Annotated in this window: 24 protein-coding genes and 1 other RNA gene; all 25 read left to right on the forward strand. The window is 45.4% G+C overall.

Annotated features, from left to right (window positions below; translation table 11 throughout):
- The first annotated feature begins 99 nt into the window (after positions 1–99).
- The 25 genes from HUG15_RS00320 (at position 100) to HUG15_RS00445 (ending at position 18,024) form a co-directional block, all read left to right on the forward strand.
- Positions 100–1,524: a TOTE conflict system archaeo-eukaryotic primase domain-containing protein gene (locus tag HUG15_RS00320; RefSeq protein ID WP_200126217.1), complete on the forward strand. Its 1,425-nt coding sequence runs from the start codon at positions 100–102 to the stop codon at positions 1,522–1,524.
- A 195-nt stretch (positions 1,525–1,719) separates the two neighbouring features.
- The gene (locus HUG15_RS00325; RefSeq protein WP_200126219.1) at positions 1,720–1,866 is read left to right on the forward strand and encodes a hypothetical protein; all 147 of its coding nucleotides are present in this window, start codon (positions 1,720–1,722) and stop codon (positions 1,864–1,866) included.
- A 30-nt stretch (positions 1,867–1,896) separates the two neighbouring features.
- Complete coding sequence (locus HUG15_RS00330; protein ID WP_200126221.1) at positions 1,897–2,427, forward strand: HNH endonuclease; 531 nt, start codon at positions 1,897–1,899, stop codon at positions 2,425–2,427.
- Entirely contained in the window at positions 2,424–2,576 is a 153-nt protein-coding gene (locus HUG15_RS00335; RefSeq protein WP_200126223.1) for a hypothetical protein, read from the forward strand. The genes HUG15_RS00330 and HUG15_RS00335 overlap by 4 nt, the downstream gene beginning before the upstream one ends.
- Positions 2,577–3,071: 495 nt before the next feature.
- Positions 3,072–3,449: a hypothetical protein gene (locus tag HUG15_RS00345; protein ID WP_200126226.1), complete on the forward strand. Its 378-nt coding sequence runs from the start codon at positions 3,072–3,074 to the stop codon at positions 3,447–3,449.
- Positions 3,437–3,868, forward strand: a complete 432-nt coding sequence (locus tag HUG15_RS00350) for a hypothetical protein (RefSeq protein ID WP_200126227.1) — start codon at positions 3,437–3,439, stop codon at positions 3,866–3,868. Before HUG15_RS00345 ends, HUG15_RS00350 begins: the two co-directional genes overlap by 13 nt.
- Before the next feature lie 161 nt (positions 3,869–4,029).
- Positions 4,030–4,269, forward strand: a complete 240-nt coding sequence (locus HUG15_RS00355; RefSeq protein WP_200126228.1) for a hypothetical protein — start codon at positions 4,030–4,032, stop codon at positions 4,267–4,269.
- A complete protein-coding gene (locus HUG15_RS00360; protein WP_200126229.1) occupies positions 4,266–4,508 on the forward strand; it encodes a hypothetical protein in 243 nt (80 codons plus the stop codon). Before HUG15_RS00355 ends, HUG15_RS00360 begins: the two co-directional genes overlap by 4 nt.
- Complete coding sequence (locus HUG15_RS00365; RefSeq protein ID WP_200126230.1) at positions 4,498–4,983, forward strand: hypothetical protein; 486 nt, start codon at positions 4,498–4,500, stop codon at positions 4,981–4,983. Before HUG15_RS00360 ends, HUG15_RS00365 begins: the two co-directional genes overlap by 11 nt.
- A gap of 15 nt (positions 4,984–4,998) precedes the next feature.
- Complete coding sequence (locus tag HUG15_RS00370) at positions 4,999–5,655, forward strand: 14-3-3 family protein (protein ID WP_200126232.1); 657 nt, start codon at positions 4,999–5,001, stop codon at positions 5,653–5,655.
- Positions 5,652–6,026, forward strand: coding sequence for a hypothetical protein (locus HUG15_RS00375; RefSeq protein WP_211202312.1), 375 nt, complete (start codon positions 5,652–5,654; stop codon positions 6,024–6,026). Before HUG15_RS00370 ends, HUG15_RS00375 begins: the two co-directional genes overlap by 4 nt.
- Complete coding sequence (locus HUG15_RS00380) at positions 6,026–8,641, forward strand: phage tail tape measure protein (protein ID WP_200126236.1); 2,616 nt, start codon at positions 6,026–6,028, stop codon at positions 8,639–8,641. The genes HUG15_RS00375 and HUG15_RS00380 overlap by 1 nt, the downstream gene beginning before the upstream one ends.
- Positions 8,642–9,024: 383 nt before the next feature.
- A complete protein-coding gene (locus HUG15_RS00385; protein ID WP_200126238.1) occupies positions 9,025–9,663 on the forward strand; it encodes a hypothetical protein in 639 nt (212 codons plus the stop codon).
- 46 nt (positions 9,664–9,709) lie between these two features.
- Positions 9,710–10,375, forward strand: coding sequence for a hypothetical protein (locus HUG15_RS00390; protein WP_200126240.1), 666 nt, complete (start codon positions 9,710–9,712; stop codon positions 10,373–10,375).
- Positions 10,376–10,384: 9 nt separating this feature from the next.
- The gene (locus HUG15_RS00395; RefSeq protein WP_200126242.1) at positions 10,385–11,830 is read left to right on the forward strand and encodes a DUF6792 domain-containing protein; all 1,446 of its coding nucleotides are present in this window, start codon (positions 10,385–10,387) and stop codon (positions 11,828–11,830) included.
- Positions 11,831–11,851: 21 nt separating this feature from the next.
- Entirely contained in the window at positions 11,852–12,163 is a 312-nt protein-coding gene (locus HUG15_RS00400; protein WP_200126244.1) for a hypothetical protein, read from the forward strand.
- Between the two features lie 6 nt (positions 12,164–12,169).
- Positions 12,170–12,508 (forward strand): hypothetical protein, encoded by a 339-nt coding sequence (locus HUG15_RS00405; protein WP_200126246.1) that lies wholly within the window; start codon positions 12,170–12,172, stop codon positions 12,506–12,508.
- 134 nt (positions 12,509–12,642) lie between these two features.
- Positions 12,643–13,743, forward strand: a complete 1,101-nt coding sequence (locus HUG15_RS00410; protein WP_200126248.1) for an IS630 family transposase — start codon at positions 12,643–12,645, stop codon at positions 13,741–13,743.
- Complete coding sequence (locus HUG15_RS00415; RefSeq protein ID WP_200125331.1) at positions 13,744–14,034, forward strand: hypothetical protein; 291 nt, start codon at positions 13,744–13,746, stop codon at positions 14,032–14,034.
- Positions 14,035–14,488: 454 nt separating this feature from the next.
- Positions 14,489–14,995: a hypothetical protein gene (locus tag HUG15_RS00420; protein WP_200126251.1), complete on the forward strand. Its 507-nt coding sequence runs from the start codon at positions 14,489–14,491 to the stop codon at positions 14,993–14,995.
- Positions 14,996–15,117: 122 nt separating this feature from the next.
- Complete coding sequence (locus HUG15_RS00425; protein WP_200126252.1) at positions 15,118–15,519, forward strand: nucleotidyltransferase substrate binding protein; 402 nt, start codon at positions 15,118–15,120, stop codon at positions 15,517–15,519.
- A 2-nt stretch (positions 15,520–15,521) separates the two neighbouring features.
- Positions 15,522–15,848: a nucleotidyltransferase domain-containing protein gene (locus tag HUG15_RS00430; RefSeq protein ID WP_200126254.1), complete on the forward strand. Its 327-nt coding sequence runs from the start codon at positions 15,522–15,524 to the stop codon at positions 15,846–15,848.
- Positions 15,832–16,299, forward strand: coding sequence for a tRNA adenosine(34) deaminase TadA (gene tadA, locus HUG15_RS00435; protein ID WP_200126256.1), 468 nt, complete (start codon positions 15,832–15,834; stop codon positions 16,297–16,299). The genes HUG15_RS00430 and tadA overlap by 17 nt, the downstream gene beginning before the upstream one ends.
- A gap of 47 nt (positions 16,300–16,346) precedes the next feature.
- Positions 16,347–16,612, forward strand: an RNA gene (gene ffs, locus HUG15_RS00440) — signal recognition particle sRNA large type.
- Positions 16,613–16,722: 110 nt separating this feature from the next.
- Positions 16,723–18,024 (forward strand): IS91 family transposase, encoded by a 1,302-nt coding sequence (locus HUG15_RS00445; RefSeq protein WP_200126258.1) that lies wholly within the window; start codon positions 16,723–16,725, stop codon positions 18,022–18,024.
- Positions 18,025–18,106 lie beyond the last annotated feature (82 nt).

Raw genomic sequence — 18,106 nt, forward strand, 5'->3', positions numbered from 1 at the left:
CCGTCGCACCGATTTAAAGGGATGTTAGTTTTCATTTTCTTGAACACACCTGAATTGAATTGCGAATTATCAAAATTTAATCGCGAGGAGTAATAACCAATGGCACCTACCAAGACAGACAACCAAAAGCCAATCATTAAGAAGTTGAATGATTTTTATATACAAACGCGGAGGAAATACCTTGTTCAACTGACCGAAGGTAAGTATATCACGTTGAACAAAGACCGAATGGAGAACGTATTTTACTTAAATGACGGAATGATAAAACGACACCTAAACGGAGATTTAACCTACGGTATTTTTGCTGGCGGTTATTTCAACAAATTTATATCGTTCGATGTTGATTGCGAAACTAGAGACGCCGCAAGGTGGGCGACATTACGGCTTATTTATGTGCTTACGGAAGAATTTAATATTATGCGCGGCCATATTCATGTAAGTTTGAGCGGGAATAAAGGGTATCACGTTGATTTATTTTTCAATAAGCCAATTGCCATTCAAGACCTAAAAGCATTCTATACGACAGTTATCCAAGAAGTGGGTGAAGTACCTAACGGTGAAATTGAATTCCGACCTTCATGGTCGCAAGGGGTAAAGTTGCCGTTGGGTGTTCACCAAAAAACTGGCCGCCGGTGCTGGTTTGTTGACACTGAAACGCTGGAACCGATTAAACGATATGATTACATTTTGGATATTGAGCCGATGCCAGCCGATACCGTAACAGACCAATATTTCGATCTTTCAGACGAACAGGCGGCCGAGTTTGAACATGTGGTCGAATCAACCGACATAACGGCAAATGTGGCCGATTACAGCGCCGGGTTGAAGCGAGCAACACGTATTCTTGATGCTGGCCAACTGCTCGAAAGCAACTCTCGGCACCACGTCACATTCGACCTTGCAAAATTTTTTCATTCGCAGGGTTACGAAGGGGATGAAGCCGTGACGCACATTTTAACGGTGCTACATAACACGCCACGTGATTATTTCCACAGTGACAGCACGCCGGATTTTTGGCGGCGAGAGGCGGAGCGGATAACGGCGCTGGTTTTTGATCGGGGTTATACGTTTGGAAACACTGATCAGCCGATAGTTATACATAAATCGGAAATATTGGCCGTTCTTTCATGCGGCACCTTTAAAACGAAGCAGTTACTCTACGCGATGCTGGTCACAAGCAAGCGTTACGGGAAATCGTTCTATTTGACGGCGCCCACAGCAAGGAAAATGTTGGGGACAAAATCAAACGAAACAGTTACAAATGCTTTAAAACGATTAGCAGATGGAGGCTTTATAGAATATACAAGAAAAGGTGAAATAGATGTCGCTATGAGCCGCGACATTGGCCGTCCAAGATACAAGCCGAATAAATACCGGTTATTAATTGACGAACCGGCCGCCGATGAACCAAGCGTGCAAGTTACACAAGAACAATCCGTCGTCGAAGTGGCTTTTTTACTTTGCGATCCGGCCGAGATAAAACAATATGTTAAGCGTAGAGAATACGAAAATCAGTGGCAGTGAGCGCGTCTTTATACCGTCACTATATATAATAAGTATTTCTTACCGAAAACGTACACATACCAAAAAGGAGTAAAAATAACATGCCAAGTACAAACGAAATAACCAAGGACGTTTATATGATCAACGAAGCCAACAATAAGTGCGCCGCCGGCTAACAATCGGCGGTGCCTTTTATTTTAAACGGGAGGTGATGGGATGGGAAGAAATGAAAGATTACACGCTTTGGCAACGTATTTAAGCGCCCTGGCAACGATTGAGCAAACCGGTATTACATACGTATCGATGGAAATCCGCGAAACAGTCGCAGAGGCACAAAAAGAAATCCATAAACAAACGAACTAATAAATATGAAAAGGGATGGGATGAATTGAAATGAGTAATCAAGCCGAATGTAAACACTGCCACAAAACCAAACCGGTATCCGAATTTAGACGCGACCGCCGTAGAAAGCACGGCATCATTAACGTTTGCAAGCCGTGCCGCAATCACGCGGAAAAATCAGCGGGCAATTATCACCGTGTCTATTTTATGCGCCACAAAAGAAAATCCGAACAGCAGCGCAATCAAGACGTTTTAACCTATGATCAATACAAAGACCTTGTACAACGCGACTCATGCCCTTATTGCGGTATTGCCAATGACAGCAACACCACGTTTACAATCGATCACATAACGCCGAAACCAAAAGGTCCGCATAGCCAAGCAAATATCACATATTGTTGCGCAAGTTGTAATGCGGCCAAGGGCACCCGCGACCTGTTAACGTTTTTTGAACAGTCCAAATCGTTTACCTTACCTTTGTTTTTGACGTTTTTGAGCGAATGGGCGCAAGCAAACGGCCAGGAACCGGCTGACATGATGGATCACGTTATGTTTGGTTACCAGGCGGTGGCCGCCCAATGACAGATATACTTACGCAGCTAAATGATGACATGAACGAAATAGAAGCAGCAAAAGCGCGGCAAGTGGCGGCATTTTGGCAGCAGATCGAAAAAGAGGCGGTGAATCGCGGTGAATCAGAGAAAAAGCCAATCATTACAACATCGGATTGAGCAGCACGCCTCGAAAAATTGCGCTTTCCATGAAGGTAAGAACGGCTGCAAACTCACAAATCACGGAAAATGTATGTACTCATTCCGAGCGGACCAACCGACAGGAAACATGTGCGGCTATTTTATGAAATACGTTGCGCCCGGTGATCCGGATTTATACGCCGAATATGTTCAGTGTTTACCAGTTGGCCATCCGTTAAAACTGGCGGAAAAAACAGACGACATGCCAAATTGCACCGAATGCGGCCGCCCGTTTGCTCGAAAATCCAACAGCCAAAAATATTGTACTACTTGCAAGTATGAAGTTAGACGCAAACAAAAAGCCGAAAATGAACGTAAGCGACGGACTAACACCATGGACACACCGAAGTAATAAATGCCCGTTTCACAAGGGATACAGAAGCTCATGAGGTGTATTATCGGGCTGGTGCGACTATTACATCCTAATGTGCGGATTGTGTATTTCTATATGTCCATAAAACGGAGGGCGTTCTATTGACAGAATATTTAGGCATAAACCGAATTGAACGAAACTTTAACCGGTATGGCGAGCAGTCAATGCGGATTGTCACCGAATGGCCGGACGGGAGTTATACTTACCCACGTCATGACTTCCGCCCGCCGACGATTTACGGACATTGGGCGGTCGTTCATTACAATGTAAGCAAAACGCGATCTTACCATGTTGATGTAGTCGCGACCGTGTATGATGCCGCCAAAATGAACAAGCCTGACGAAACAATAACGCTGAAGTATCGGAAAAATCACCGGATAGCCAGCAATCAGGCGGAACATGATGTATCCAAAACGTTGTATGAACGAGGATTTCGTAAAATACTGGACTGGGAGGACGTAAAAGAATGGCAGAAATAGCACGGATAAGGATATGTATAGCGGAAAATGGTGGTGCTGGGGTGCATATATCACGACGATTACCCAACGGAAGGTACAGCCTATATAAAGTTGGGTCCGTCCACTTGCCTGGTGACGACGACTCCAAACGTACCAAATTTTTGCAACTGTTACCGCAACTTTACGACGAACTACCGCCTCAAACCGAAATGATCCATATCGCTGCTACTCATCCGTTTTTGCGAAACAAGGAATTTAAGCAGAAAGCGAAGGATGTCTCGGACTTGCCGATGCGTCTGTATGGCATTCGTCGCATGAAGGCACAAGCGCGTTGGGAATTAAAGACGCTAGCAGAAGATGCTGAACGCGGTTACCCGGTTTGGGCGATTATAAATGATTGGCAATCGGCAGGTGACGATGGTGAACAGCAAGCTACGTGAAGCACGCGGAGAGCCACGAATAGCCACGCGAGTAAACGACATTAATGCGCCGTGGATTGACGCCTTGATACTAAAAAACCCGTCGGAATTTGGGCACCTAGAACATCGTAGGACCAAACTACAATGCGTAACATTTGCACATAAACCTTGGGGGCGATAGCTTGCGTTTGAAAAAGTGTATCACTACGCAACAATTAACAGGCGATTTGTCCGGTATAACGGCAACCGTGCGGGTGATTAACGAAGAAACCGGCGAAGTTGTGCGGCATTTGGAGCGTACTTACTGGAACGTGCCGCCGTTTATTGTAGGGAAACGCATAAAAGATGCTGCTTACGAGTTGGCACAGGACGCAGGTTTTGAACATGTAACGGAATTTCACGAAAAGGAAGCGATAGAATGAGCGAATATAAAGAAATTAGCGACCAGTTAGAGGCGGCCAAAAATCAGCGAGACTTTACCGCCGTGGTGGCGTTAAGCAACAAATTAAAGCAGCTAACGCCGGCTCGTCCGGCCGACATGCCAACGGACGACCTGGAAGCCGCGAAGCAACAAGCCGCAGAGGTCGGAGACTTTGCGGAGGTTGTACGGTTATCCAACGCCTTGATCGATCGAAAAGAGGCGCAAGGCGATGAAATATAATTTATACGTTTCGTATGTCGAGAATGACCGTCACGCCGTCGTTAGTTGGTTGTTAAGCGATTATACAGGAGTGGTGGACAGCGACATTTACATCGTCACGGGCAAAGCAAAACAAGACGCAAACCGGGCGTTACATATTGGATTGACAAGGGCTTTGCGCCGATCAGCGAAAGCAACCGGCGCCCCGATGCAGTTAACACTTTATATGGATAAAAGCGTTATAAGTACGATTGGTTTCGAGTTAATCGACGTCGATCAACCGAAACATGACGGCTTGTTGATGCAAACACAGCGAAGTTTGAAGCGGTTCGATAGTTGGCAGGGCGCTAATTTTAGCGACGAAAACGACTTGCGACCGGAAGAATCAGCCGTTATTGATGACGGCATGGACACTCTAGCATTTTCGGAAACGTTTAAAGGGCGTTGCCAACTGCTCATGTGGCGTCTTACGAAACCAAACAAAGTTATTACGTAAAGGAAGCGATAAAGAATGTTTAATTACGATATGCCAAAGAGCGTACAGGAAAAGATCAACGAATATGAACGGATCGGCGACGATCGTAAGGCCGCCGTTGGTCAACACAACGACCGCGCCGAAGAATTGAGCGCCGAAAAGATCAAAAAAGAAACCGAATTGAAGGCGTTGGTTGATGAAGGGGTTCGGAATCCAAGCAAATTGGACGAAGCCAAGGAAACGGAATTGCGCCGGGATATTGCTTCGCTTGAATTTCAAATTACAGGCGCCCAGGATCGAGCAAAACGCGCCCGGTCACTTGATCGCGACGACCAAAATCGAGCAGCGATTGATGCGATCCAAACCGCTAAGGATTACAGCGACCGCAAATACAGAAAAGAATACCCGGAGAAATTGCAGGCGATTGCCGAAGCGAAAACGGCCTATTTGCAGACTTTGGCCGATTATCACGACCTTAAAGAGAAATGTACGGACGTGGTTCACGAAGCCGCAAGACAAACGCAACCTAATAAGCTGGACCACGTTGGCCGCCCTTATGCTTCGAGACATCCTATTGCGTGGAATCACCATGATAGTGCCTATTCAGACGGCTCTCGTTACACTGTTACGACAATCGAATTAAATAATGCGCTGGATCACGGCGTAGTCAAACAAGACGGAAAACGAGTATGAGAAAGGAATATTTGAAAATGAACGAACAAGAAACATTCGAAGCAGTGTATAATTTAACGGAAAATTTAGATATATTAGAAACAACCATAAAGAGCGCCTATCAACCGGGCGCTTTTCCTATTTCCGCAAAGAAACTCGAACGAGACGCCCGCGAACTCCAAGCGAACACTGACGATGCAGACGTCTGGATGCTTGCGGTCAAGGTTGCAAGGTGCGCAAAACAGGCGGCGCAGTTGAACGATCCGTACTTGTCAACGAGGGAAAAGCGCAAGAAAGCTAGTAAACTTAGGGCCGACGTAACCGCAGCCGATGCGGCAGGGATGCGTTATATTACACGCCTAACCACCGATTTACAGGCAGGCGATGCGTAATGGCTATGGACTTACAGGCAACGATAAGGCTAGTAGATGAGTTTTCCAAACCGATGCAGGATGCGGAGAAAGCAACGGAAGATTTTAAAAAGACCGCAAGCAGCCTGGATGACCTACAAAACACGCTAAGCAATATCGGCGGTTCACTGACGAAAAACGTAACAGCGCCGTTGGTTGGACTTGGCAGCGCCGCCTTTTACGCCGCAGACGATATGCAATCAGCCATGCGTGATATCCAAGTACAAACCGGCGCAACTGGCGACGAGTTAGATACACTAGAGGAAGACTTCCGCGAGGTGTTTACGTCAATTCCGACTGGTAGCGAAGAAGCGTCGAGCGCCCTTGCGGCGTTGCATGGCGCAACAGAAACAACCGGCGACGAATTACAGGACATTACAACGCATGTTTTAGAAGCTAGCCGCATGATGGGCGAAGACGGCGCACAAAATGCTGAATCATTTGCAGAAGCGATGAATCAATGGCAAGTTGAATCAGCCGATGCGCCGGACACATTAGATAGCATTTATGCTGCAACACAAGGCACGACCGTTGGATTTGGCGAATTAATTGGACATTTAACGGAATATGGTTCCGTACTCAACAACGCCGGCTATGACATGGAAGAAGCAGCAGGATTCATGACTGAACTTGAACGGCAAGGTATCAGCATAAGCCGAGTTATGCCGGGTCTTAATATGGCCTTCCGAAATTGGGCTGACGAAGGTAAGGATTTAACAAGCGAACTTGAAAACACATTTGACGCAATGCAACAAGCTGAATCGGATTCCGAGGCTTTAGCTATTGCGATGGACACATTCGGAGTCGAAGGCTCGCAACGATTAACAACCGCCGTTAGAAATGGTGAAATTGCGGTCGATGACCTTACAGAAGCGATGGACGGAGCAGAAGGGTCAATAATGGACGCCGCGGACGGAAATTATACGTTTGCGGAAGCTATGAGTTTATTAGGCAACAAGACCATGGCTGCAGCCGAACCGTTGGGCAATGTATTAGTCGATCTGCTCGATGACGCGATGCCATATATTGAAGATGCCGTTGATTGGGTAGTTGAACTTGCCGATTCATTTCGCGATCTTGACGGCGACACCAAAGAGTTGATTGGGCAAATCGGTTTGTTTGCCGCAGCATTAGGACCGGCGATACTTGCGGTCAACGGGTTGATTAGCGTCATACGTACGGCTAGGACGGTATTCTTAGCGTTTAATGCCGTGCTACTTAAAAACCCGATCGGGCTGGTTGTGACGGCTATAGCTGGGCTTATATACGCAGGTTATCAACTTATTACAAATTGGGAAGAAATAACGGAAAGTATTACAAATTTCTTCAGCGAACTAGCGGAAGGCGAGGGCATGATTGCCGCGTTTGCCCAGGCTTTCGAAAGAAACTTCGAAACCATTTTCACGGTTGTAGAGGAAACGTGGGGTTTTATCACCCGGTCATTTAGCCGAGGGATTGAATTTATTGCCGCTTTATTAGAGGGCGACCTTGACGAGGCTTTTAATATAGCAGGCGAACAGTTCCGGGATTTTGAAGAGACAACAGATATTATTTGGCAGGAAATCCAAGACCATTTTGACGAATATTTGAACGAAATCCTGCCGACGTTTGAAGAGGCTTGGGAAAGTTTGAAAATTGTTGCGGGTGAATTATGGGAAGAAATAAAACAAGCGATAGTCGAAAAACTGGAAGAAATGGTTGATGAATTACCTGAATATATGGAATTGTTAGGCGATAAGATTATTGATCGACTCCTTGAAATGAAGGAATCAGCGAAAGAAGGTTGGGAAAATTTCAAGCAGGCGGCTGATGAAAAAATTGCCGAAATGATCGACTCAATTCCGGAATTATTCCGAACAATGAAAGACGACGGCCTTGCCGTGATTGCCGAAATGGCAACGGGCGGTATCGTTAGATTTGACGACATGGAAGGTGGCATTACTAGCACGACAGGTAGCCTTGTAGGAACCGTTATTAGCGGATTTGCCAATATGGCCCAGGACGTCGTAGACGAGTTGATCTCCTTTGAGGGGATGGCCTTAGGCGTTTTTAAGGACATTGATATTGGTGCCAGCGAGTCTATGCAATCGTTAAAAAATACGATTTCCGAAATTTGGACCGACATCAAGAATAGCTTTGCGGACGGCGTAAACAGTCTTATCGGCGACATTAACAGCCTTATAGACTCGTTTAACAGTTTAGGCGACACACGGGTTGGGAGCGCCTTGATTGGCGGTGTGTTTTCTGACGGCATCCCCAACATCCCTGAAATGGATGGCGGCACAACGAGTGCCTCGCCACAAGCAGGCGGCAGCAGCCCCGGCGGCGCCTACCACGGTCTTGACCGCGTACCTCGTAATGGCGGCATGTACCGATTGCACCGAAATGAGGCTGTTCTACCACGCAATGAGGCGGCAGCTTATCGCGCCGGTCGATCAGGCGGCGGAAGTGGCGGCGCAGGCGATGGCGGCGTGACTGTTAATATCAACGGCGGTAACTACAATGTACGTCAACAAAGCGACATTGATGCCATCGGTGATTCAATCGCTAAACAAATTAATTCGTCAATTAAAGGTGGCGCGTTAGCACACGGCTAGCGGTTACGACCAACGTGCGGCAACTTGTCGTCGGTTTTCCGGCGAGGTTGTCGCCTTTTTTTTTGTGCTTGAGGATCGACCTGTGGCGCAATTAGATTGAGGTAGGAGGATAAGTGTGCATGTAATTACGAAATTTGGTGCTTGTATTTCCGCGAAACTCCGTGTATTATAGTGGTAATAACTAAGCCGCTAAGGGCTTCGATGATTGTTCGTATATTTTACCTTGATATGAACGCTAAAACAGGCGAGAACTGGCGAAAGTAGCACCTTGAAAACCGCCAGGGGGTTAACGCCCCGCGGGGGTTCGAATCCCTCCTCCTCCGCCATACTTAAAAACGACCGTCCTCCCCTGGGCAATATTGGGGGAGGGCTTTTTATTATTTATGAGAGGGCATGATAAAATGAAGAAATTTTCGCAATTTATAACGGGGAGCGCTTTTATTTTACTTATCTCAGGATGTTTTGGAACTGAAGAATTTACAATGCCTTCTGAAATAATGGACTACAGTCCCTATGACATTGAAGAATTAGGTGGAGAGTTAGAAGAGCAGGCTGCTGAATCAGAAGAAGAAGTAGAAATAATTGAAAATGATGACGGTTCTTTAACCATTGAAACAGAAGAAGGTGATTATGAATTAATGGCACATGAAGATGGTTCTTTAACGGTTACAATGTCAGCTTCTCGACATCAAGAGCAATTAAACAACTATGAAGAGATGATTGAGGAAGAGATCCAGCAAATTAGAAATAGTGAAGAAGCTGTCTTTATTGAAGATGTACAGACGAATGAAACTTTTTCTGAATATACATTGTTGGTGGATCAAGAATTATATGAAAATCTGGAAAGAGACTCAGAACTTGTGCTCGAAGTATTACAATTGTTTGCGCATGGATTTACACATCAAGTTTTAGACGGTGTTGATAAAGAAGATTATGAGATAACACTACTTGTAAAGGATAAGGATACCCGGGATGTTCTTGACGAATACGATTTTAGTGAGGAAATGTTCGAAGATGGATGAATGCATTACAATAAAAGGAAGTTCGCACCTGTTGGGAGTGGAGAAAATGAAACAGGTATTATTAGGAATAATCATGTTGGGATTGTTAGGGGGCTGCCAGATGGGTCAAGAGGATTCACAAGGGTATGGAGGTCAGCAAGAAGAGGAAGAAACTGTAGATGTGCGGGCGTTACAAGATGAGTACACCCGTGACCACTTAGTCTCCACGGAACAGACGGAAGATGGGTTCTACACGATGGAAGGCGATTCGGGGAAGTTTCGCATGTTGTTTCCAGAGGATGCTGTTCTATCTCAGGACATGCATAGACTTGAAAAAGGGGTCGGAGAAGACATGCGATTTACTGACCCTGTTGAAGGAGAGAACAGGCGTTATTTTGTATCGATTCGTTATCAGGACGGTATTAGCATAGAACATTCAGACAGATGGGTTGAATCTTTTAGTGATAGTGTAAATTTTGAAGGAGAGCTGGAAATTAAGGAAGATGAAGATAAACGTATTTACTTTGGAAAATCAGTTTATGAACTAGAATACACTGAAGGTGCTTCCCACGTCTATTTTGCGTATATTTTTTCCAGACAAAGTGATCAAGCATTACGAATGCAGTACAGGGTTAGTTGTGAAGGAGAGAACTGTGAAGAGGATATGGACTTTGATCGAGAAGAAGCGTTTTCCTCAAAGCTAATGGATTCAATAGAATTTCAACACTCATAGGAGGATGACATGGGAAGAGGGGATCAAGAAACTTTGCGTATTCGGCTGGCAGAATTAGATTACCGAATACAAAACGAGGATGGTTTAACAGATGAGGACATCATTGATGAAGTTAAACGAATCCACGTAGAAGAGACAGGGAGACCATTGAATGAAGTGGGACTTTTCCATATGAAGAAAGATCAGGAAAACCACGGTTATTCAACAGATGCTAATGGAACGTCGTTTCAATTGACACTAGAAACGGAAGATGGCAAAAGACAAGAAGATATTTATGTTGTTTCTACAGGTACACTGACAGATGAGGATTGGTGGTATAACGTGTTGGGGATCGGGGTTGGCAGTGGAGGTATGAATCAAGCTCTGGAAACGGATGCTTTCACCAAGGACGCCCTTCTATACCATGGAGCGAACGAACAGACAAACGTTTATGGCATTGGTCATTCCCAAGCCCATAACCATTTAGTCAATGTACAGTTAAATAATCAGCATTTTGATGACGTATACACCTATAATGGAGCGCAAACCAACGTTTATCAACTTTTGCAAGAAGATGAGGATTTTGAAGAAGAAGTTCGTGGGAAATTTAATATCTTCTCTCAAGACCGAGATGTCTTCCGCTCCATCAATCCTGATGAATTGGAAGCATTTGCCAAAGACTATTACGGGGATCATTCCGACAGCATCCATCACACCCGTTCCACCAGTGATATTCTATACGCGATTGATCATCTTCCCGGGTCGTTTGAATTGGGCAATGTGGAAGAGGTGCGAACAGATAGCGATCATGCCGGATTCTCGGATGCGATCGCGTCTGTTCTCCAAGAAGATCTTCAGGCATTAAGCGATTTTTTGGTTCCGTTCGGAGAAGCATATAAGGAAGATGGAAGCCAGGGGGTCATAGATATGTCGGTTGAAAACGCGTTGGGTTTTTATCTAAACCTAGAGGATAGTAATCTTGATTTTACGAAGGCTAGAGAGGCATCGATTGTCATCGTGGAAGAATTGGAGAACGCGAACTATCTATCTGAAACTGAGGCAAGAGAAACGGCAAGAGATTTAAACGTAATATTCAATACAATTGAGAATGTGTACGATCATGCTATTGAACGACGCCATGAACAAGATAGTGATGGGTTCCTGGATGATATTAATAATTTCGCTGAAAATCTCTTTATTGATTTATTTCAAGGAGGGGGGAGCTACAAGATTATTTTAGAAAGACGACTCGAAAACCTCATGGATACGTTTGAAGGCTTAGGGGACACCATCCTCGAACATCATGGACTTGAAGCCTTGCTAAATGAACAAGCGGATGATGGCATGACCTACAAAGATAATGAACTATATTTAACCGGTAGCGATGGGTCCGGCAACAAAATCGTGCTCAACCTATCCGCCACGCTAGATGCATATAGCAGTGGCATGCGGCTTTTGGATGAACAAAAAGAATAGCTGGATCGCTATTTGGAGGCGGTGGAGCGAGAATATGTCGAGGATTATGAAGAGCGAAAAACAATAATCATCAATAGCATGAATATGATGGAATCGAGTCCAAGCTCCTATCAAGATCTGCTCCCGGATGGTCGGAACGCCCATGTCACCCGTTTGAAGTTCCATGATTCTTTCGAGTCTCTCGTTGGCGTGCCGCAGGAGGGGGTCGTAATGCTTGTGAACAAGCAGCAAGAAGAGTTGCGGGAGACGATCAAGCAGATGAAAGAAGGGGTCGAGAAGCTATTCGATGAAGATTTTAACGTGAGTCAAATGTTCCATCACTTAGGGGGGTGATCGCCAATGTTGGATATGGAAAATACCTTGACGTACAGTAGCGAGTATACATTTTCCCAAGATCAGGGCCTTGAATATAAAAGTCAGACCGTGCAAGCGCCTCTCTTGGAAATGATCGAAACGTTCAATGCTTTGAACCAGGGCATCGAAAACAGCTTAGCGTCGAGCGAAAGCAAAACCATAAAGGAGGCAGTCGAGAAGATTAAAAAGGAAACGACCCAAGGTCAGCAAAGCATCCAAGCGGTCATCGATGAGCTCATCCGCTTTGACCGGCAATTTCAAACGAAAGTGACTGATATGAACACACAGCCGTTTGTCATCACTTATATTGATGTTTCGGACTAGTACAACGTATCATAAATTCTTTCCCAGAATAAAAGTTCGGAAATGATATCAAAAATTGGTGTTATTTGACTCTCCTCGATGGTTGATTTTACCATATGGGTAGAAAATACTATCTGGGAGAGGGGCCCATAAAGTTGTTATTTACGTTTGACGCGAGTACCGAACAATGCCAAAAATTAGCCAACCTCCTTCGCAGTGGAAAGACCGAGGTTCGTATTCAATTCCGCGCTCAAATCATTTGGTCTCTAGCTGTTCTGGGCCAAAGCATAGCTAAGGTGGCACGCCAGCAACAGACATCGAAAAAGACGGTACGTAAATGGCGAGATCGGTTTATGTCTGATGGTGTTGAGGGCTTGCGTGATCAACCCCGGCCTGGTGCACCGCCGACATATACGATCGAAGAACGGTGTGAAGTCATCGCGATCGTCTGCGACGCCCCCAAACATTACGGGTTTGGGGAACGCCCTCAATGGACGCTCGATCTATTGGTAGAAACCATCAAAGCTGAACACGATTTGAAACCCATGAGCCGTTCGAGTATCCATCGAACGTTGATCCACAATGATCTCAAACCGCACAAGTTCCAAATGTGGCTTCACAGCAAGGATCCACACTTCAAGGAAAAAGTGAATTCGATCGTGTCTTTATACTTGAATCCGCCCGCAGATACCCGCGTGCTTTGTATCGACGAGAAAACGGGGATACAAGCCCTGGAGCGAAAATATGAAACGAAACGTCCAAAACCTGGCGTCACCGGACGGTTCGAACATGAATACATGCGTCACGGGACACAATCGTTATTCGCCAGTTTCGATATTCAAACCGGGGAAGTATTTGCTCAATGCCGTTCCGGACGGAAAGCGGAAGATATTCAAGCCTTTATGGAAGATCTGGCCGAGCATTACCAAGATGACACCAACATCACTGTGATCTGGGATAATCTCAACATCCATTATGACGGACCAACTCAACGGTGGACAACCTTCAACCAAGGCCACGCCAACACATTCACATTTGTCTATACGCCGATTCATGCGTCGTGGATGAATCAAATCGAAATTTTCTTTTCCATCTTGCAAAGACGCTGTTTGAAACATGCCAGTTTTCATTCTGTCCAAGATTTGGCTGAAAAGGTCATGGCTTTCATTCATCGCTGGAATGAAACCGATGGCCACCCATTCGAATGGACGTTTAAAGGCTATCCTATGCAAAATGCGGAAAAGGAGGCGGCTTAAATGGTTGAACCTATCATGAGTGCAGCCAAGTCAACGCTTAAGGATGCCCTTCATGAGCAAGGGTTTACCCACCTTAATGTTCGAACGCATGGCCCTCATCTTGTTATCTATTCTGAGGAAGACGGAGAAAAGGTCAATCGCGCGAGATTGACACGATTCAATGATCAGACGTATGAACTAAGCATGAGCAATCATCGCGGAAAATGGGAAGCAACCCCTTTTTCCGGTACAATGGCTGAAATGCTCACCTTACTAACCAAACAATTTCCGTTTACACTCACCGAATGGTAAACCGAACCAGGGAAGGAATTTCTGGAATAGAGTACTAGCCCCTGAGGCGGTGCAGTATTCATCGTAAAATCTACACAGACCACTTGAGAAGCAAGGGTCTTTTTTTAGTGTGCTCTGCAGTCACACGATCTAGGTGGTTGAAATCCATCCGGTAACTTGCCCTTTTGAAGTGCCGTAGCCGAAGCAACGGCCTCACCTCTAATGAGGAAGGTCGGACAGGGTGTCTCTAGAGATAGGGAATTTGATGTATTTGATGCTGCCCAAGAAAAGGGCAAAAGTGTTCCAAGATAGAATTAGGCATCTCTCCAGAAGGCAACAATCCGAGGGCGAAAGCCCTCGATATGAATGGGAAAATTTGTTGATAAATGTAAAACGATTCTAACAGGAAGTTTTTATATTTTATAGAATAGATAGTATAAGGGCATTATTAAATACAAAAAGGATGGTGCATAGAATGTTTAATAAGGTAAAGTTCAAATGGTTGCCGCATACAGAGCAAGATAATTGCGAAAGCAAACTAATAAAGGTGATGAGACGTTTAAAAATTGAACATTATCGTTTTAATTGGGACCGCAATAGTTGTTATATTGAATTCCGCTACCAGGACAAATCGTACAGGCTGGAACACTCGATCCAAAATGCAAAAGAAAAGGGGATCATTTTGAGAAACGGCTTGGATTGTCTAATGGAATTGATCCACTCCCTGGAAGATTTGTGTGGGATTATTAATAGGGGAACGTATACACTTGAGACTTGGATCGCCGGCATGAATCTGTCTCCGGAAGAATCTGAATATCAAGAAGAGCTTCATATCAGATATAGATCATTAGGTGAACAACAGCGTGATCGCAATGAGACGTTTGTTCCGGATGTATCGGAACCATCTTTGGAAGATTTTGATCGAAACCGCCAGATGCGAAGGCCACAATCTGTGTTAGCAAGAAATTATAGGAACGGTTAGAGCTGAAAAGCCCGGGTGCAGAAGGAAGCATTCGGGCTTTTCAGTGGGATTCGCTATAGGGTGTTTTAGGATACTAAGTCTTGTAGTAAAATAAGGAAAAGTATCGAAGGGATAGATAGTGAATGGACAACGAAAAGGAGATACGATGGAAACAACGCTTTTATAATTTCGAAAAATCATACGCTCTTTTGGAAGAATATAAGGACCATCCGTTCGAAACAGAGTTGGAGCGGGCAGGATTGATTCAATTATTTGAAGTGACCTTTGAGCTGGCTTGGAAAGTATTAAAGGATTATATTGAATCAGAGGGATATATAGTAAAAAGCCCTCGACAAACGTTAAAGCAAGCGTACCAAATGAACCTTATTGAGGACGGGCATACATGGATAGACGCTTTGTCAGATCGAAACCTGACTGTACACACGTATGATGAAGCTGTAGCGAACAAATTAGTAAAAAACATTAGAGAACGCTATTTCCCGCTTATGGAAAAAATGTACGTAAAACTCTCAAAGGAACGATAAATATGACTGGGTTAATTGATCGGGATTTGTTTTATATACAAAAAGCGCTTGAAAAATATCCAGAGATTGAAAAGGGAATCATTTATGGCAGTCGTGCTTTGGGCAACTACAAAAGAGGGTCCGACGTAGATCTTGCTATTGTAGGGGAGCCGGTTTCGCACAGAACTATGGTGGGATTAAACGATGATTTGAATGAGGTGTATCCACTTCCTTATATGTTCGATCTGGTTCACTACGATGAACTTTCAAACGAAGACCTTAAAAATCATATCGATCAATATGGCAAGGAACTGTATAGCAAGGGTGTTTCACATGAAACAAAACGATGAATTTTATATGAAAATGGCACTTGATGAAGCTGCCAAAGCCGAGGAAGAAGGTGAAGTGCCGATTGGGGCGGTGATTGTGCATGAGGATCGCGTGATTGCTCGTGCATATAACCGCCGCGAGCAGGAACAACATATATTCACCCACGCGGAATGCATTGCGATGCGTAATGCGAGTGAAGCGATCGGTTCCTGGCGTTTGGAAGAATGCACGCTCTATGTCACGTTGGAACCGTGCCCGATGTGTGCGGGCGCGGCTTTGCAGGCGCGTGTTCCCCGTGTTGTTTTTGGTGCTACCGATCCTAAAGCCGGCTGCGCGGGCACGCTGATGAACTTGCTCGATGACGGGCGTTTCAATCATGTGAGCGACGTTATCGGCGGGGTGCTGGAAGATGAATGTAGCGAGCGGTTGTCGTCTTTTTTTCAAAAATTACGTGCCGGGAAAAAGAAATAAACTTCTCCCGTTGATTTCTCGTTCGCTATGATTTATACTATAATTTGCCGTGCTAGGCGGGGAGGTAGCGGTGCCCTCTGCTCGCAATCCGCTAGAGCGAGGCTGAATCCCTTCCCCAGGTTTGCATATTGTAGGGTCTGCCCTTTGTAAGTGGTGTTGACGTCCGGGTTCCGCGCAACGGAAACTCGTGAACCCTGTCAGGTCCGGAAGGAAGCAGCAGTAAGCGTGACCTTTCGTGTGCCGCGGAGGTGCCTGGATCGAGCTAACTGCTTAGGTAACGCTTATGATATGCTTATCGAAGGAAGGTGCACGGCATACATAGTCGAGAGGAGTCCAGGCGCGAGCTTGGACTTCTTTTTTTAAAAGATAAGAAAGTATAAATTTTGGCTCCCTCTATGCCGGGGAATGTGTTAGGGTGTAGATATGGAACCTAATATTCTTCGACGTATATTCTTTGACCACCATCATCATTGGGAACAATTTGTCGAAAAACACGGGGATCGCATCCGCCCTGTTGTCCATAAAGAAGTGGAAAAATTCCGCGATTGTGGGAATCCCGAGAACGGATTCAAACTCTTTGTATGCGAAGGCTGCCACGAGACTCGAAAAGTCCCCTATCGCTGTAAAGGGCGATTTTGTACGACCTGTTCGATTGGAGAAAGCGAGGAATGGAGTCGTCTGCTCATGGAAGACGTGTTCCAGGTCAACCATCGGCATGTGATTCTGACGATCGATGAGGGATTAAGAGAAGTGTTTCTGCTCCACCGGGAATTATTAAAAATGTTGATGGATGAAGGTGCACGGCTGCTCAAAGAATATTTCGAGAAGAAGAAAAAAGTGACCCCGGGAATCATTGCGGGGTTACATACCTTTGGCTCCCAAGTCAATTTCAATCCCCACATTCACATGTTGGTGACGATGGGCGGGATGACAAAGAAGGGAGAATGGAAGGCGTATGATTTTATCCCCTTCCAGATGCTTCGCAAACAATGGCAAACCGTTGTCTTGAAGCTGATTCGCAAGCATTTATCCGGGAAGGACAAGAAACGCGTGCAAGCGCGTCTCCAACAAGCGTTTTCCAAAAACGGAGAGGGCTTTTATATCTATGCCCCTAAACAACGGGGGGAGGTGCAAGACCAACTCCGATATATTGGCCGTTATATGCGTCGACCGGCGATTGGCATCAATCGGATCGAGGCCTATGACGGGCAAATGGTGACGTTTAAGTACCATGATAAAGTCGATGGGAAAGAGAAGTATGAAACGATAAGTGTTGAGGTCTTTATCATGCGTCTGATCCGTCATATCCCGGATGAACAGTTTAAAACGATCCGTCATTATGGGCTGTACTCGAGAAGAACGAAGAACGTGAGTAAAAAGTTACTGGCAGCGTGGCAAAAAACGAAGAAGACGTGGATCACCCAGGTGAAGCGAACCCCGCGCCGCCAAACTTGGAGAGAAAGGGTCATAGCCAGCGGACATAAGGGTCCTCTGCGGTGTCCCAAATGTGATAACTACTTTGAGTATAAGGGAGAAGTCTGTCTTGAGAACGGGCGATTAGTGGTTAAAGTCGCCTTGGGTGAAACGGCCAGAAGCTATTTGGAAAGGGAGATCGGTCATGTCCCCCGTATCGAAACACCGAAAAAAGAAACAAAAAAAGAAGAAGAAACCACCGACGAATCAGCATCCCAAGACCGTCAACTTTGTTTGTTTACAGTGTCATGAACACGAAGCGATCCCTTACACAGTGGTACGCGATTTTGACGAAATGGACCCCGGCGACCCCAGTGCCCCACCCATGTTTGCC

Source organism: Salicibibacter cibarius, assembly GCF_016495725.1.
GTDB classification, from domain to species: domain Bacteria; phylum Bacillota; class Bacilli; order Bacillales; family Marinococcaceae; genus Salicibibacter; species Salicibibacter cibarius.

Bases quoted from the DNA above. Each gene is read 5' to 3' on its own strand.
- HUG15_RS00365 (WP_200126230.1), top strand. From the start codon at position 4,498: ATGAAATATAATTTATACGTTTCGTATGTCGAGAATGACCGTCACGCC.
- HUG15_RS00415 (WP_200125331.1), top strand. From the start codon at position 13,744: ATGGTTGAACCTATCATGAGTGCAGCCAAGTCAACGCTTAAGGATGCC.
- HUG15_RS00395 (WP_200126242.1), top strand. From the start codon at position 10,385: ATGGGAAGAGGGGATCAAGAAACTTTGCGTATTCGGCTGGCAGAATTA.
- HUG15_RS00335 (WP_200126223.1), top strand. From the start codon at position 2,424: ATGACAGATATACTTACGCAGCTAAATGATGACATGAACGAAATAGAA.
- HUG15_RS00445 (WP_200126258.1), top strand. From the start codon at position 16,723: ATGGAACCTAATATTCTTCGACGTATATTCTTTGACCACCATCATCAT.
- HUG15_RS00380 (WP_200126236.1), top strand. From the start codon at position 6,026: ATGGCTATGGACTTACAGGCAACGATAAGGCTAGTAGATGAGTTTTCC.
- HUG15_RS00430 (WP_200126254.1), top strand. From the start codon at position 15,522: ATGACTGGGTTAATTGATCGGGATTTGTTTTATATACAAAAAGCGCTT.
- HUG15_RS00390 (WP_200126240.1), top strand. From the start codon at position 9,710: ATGAAACAGGTATTATTAGGAATAATCATGTTGGGATTGTTAGGGGGC.
- HUG15_RS00420 (WP_200126251.1), top strand. From the start codon at position 14,489: ATGTTTAATAAGGTAAAGTTCAAATGGTTGCCGCATACAGAGCAAGAT.
- HUG15_RS00350 (WP_200126227.1), top strand. From the start codon at position 3,437: ATGGCAGAAATAGCACGGATAAGGATATGTATAGCGGAAAATGGTGGT.
- HUG15_RS00375 (WP_211202312.1), top strand. From the start codon at position 5,652: ATGAGAAAGGAATATTTGAAAATGAACGAACAAGAAACATTCGAAGCA.
- HUG15_RS00330 (WP_200126221.1), top strand. From the start codon at position 1,897: ATGAGTAATCAAGCCGAATGTAAACACTGCCACAAAACCAAACCGGTA.
- HUG15_RS00370 (WP_200126232.1), top strand. From the start codon at position 4,999: ATGTTTAATTACGATATGCCAAAGAGCGTACAGGAAAAGATCAACGAA.
- HUG15_RS00320 (WP_200126217.1), top strand. From the start codon at position 100: ATGGCACCTACCAAGACAGACAACCAAAAGCCAATCATTAAGAAGTTG.
- HUG15_RS00405 (WP_200126246.1), top strand. From the start codon at position 12,170: ATGTTGGATATGGAAAATACCTTGACGTACAGTAGCGAGTATACATTT.
- HUG15_RS00360 (WP_200126229.1), top strand. From the start codon at position 4,266: ATGAGCGAATATAAAGAAATTAGCGACCAGTTAGAGGCGGCCAAAAAT.
- tadA (WP_200126256.1), top strand. From the start codon at position 15,832: ATGAAACAAAACGATGAATTTTATATGAAAATGGCACTTGATGAAGCT.
- HUG15_RS00325 (WP_200126219.1), top strand. From the start codon at position 1,720: ATGGGAAGAAATGAAAGATTACACGCTTTGGCAACGTATTTAAGCGCC.
- HUG15_RS00425 (WP_200126252.1), top strand. From the start codon at position 15,118: ATGGACAACGAAAAGGAGATACGATGGAAACAACGCTTTTATAATTTC.
- HUG15_RS00385 (WP_200126238.1), top strand. From the start codon at position 9,025: ATGAGAGGGCATGATAAAATGAAGAAATTTTCGCAATTTATAACGGGG.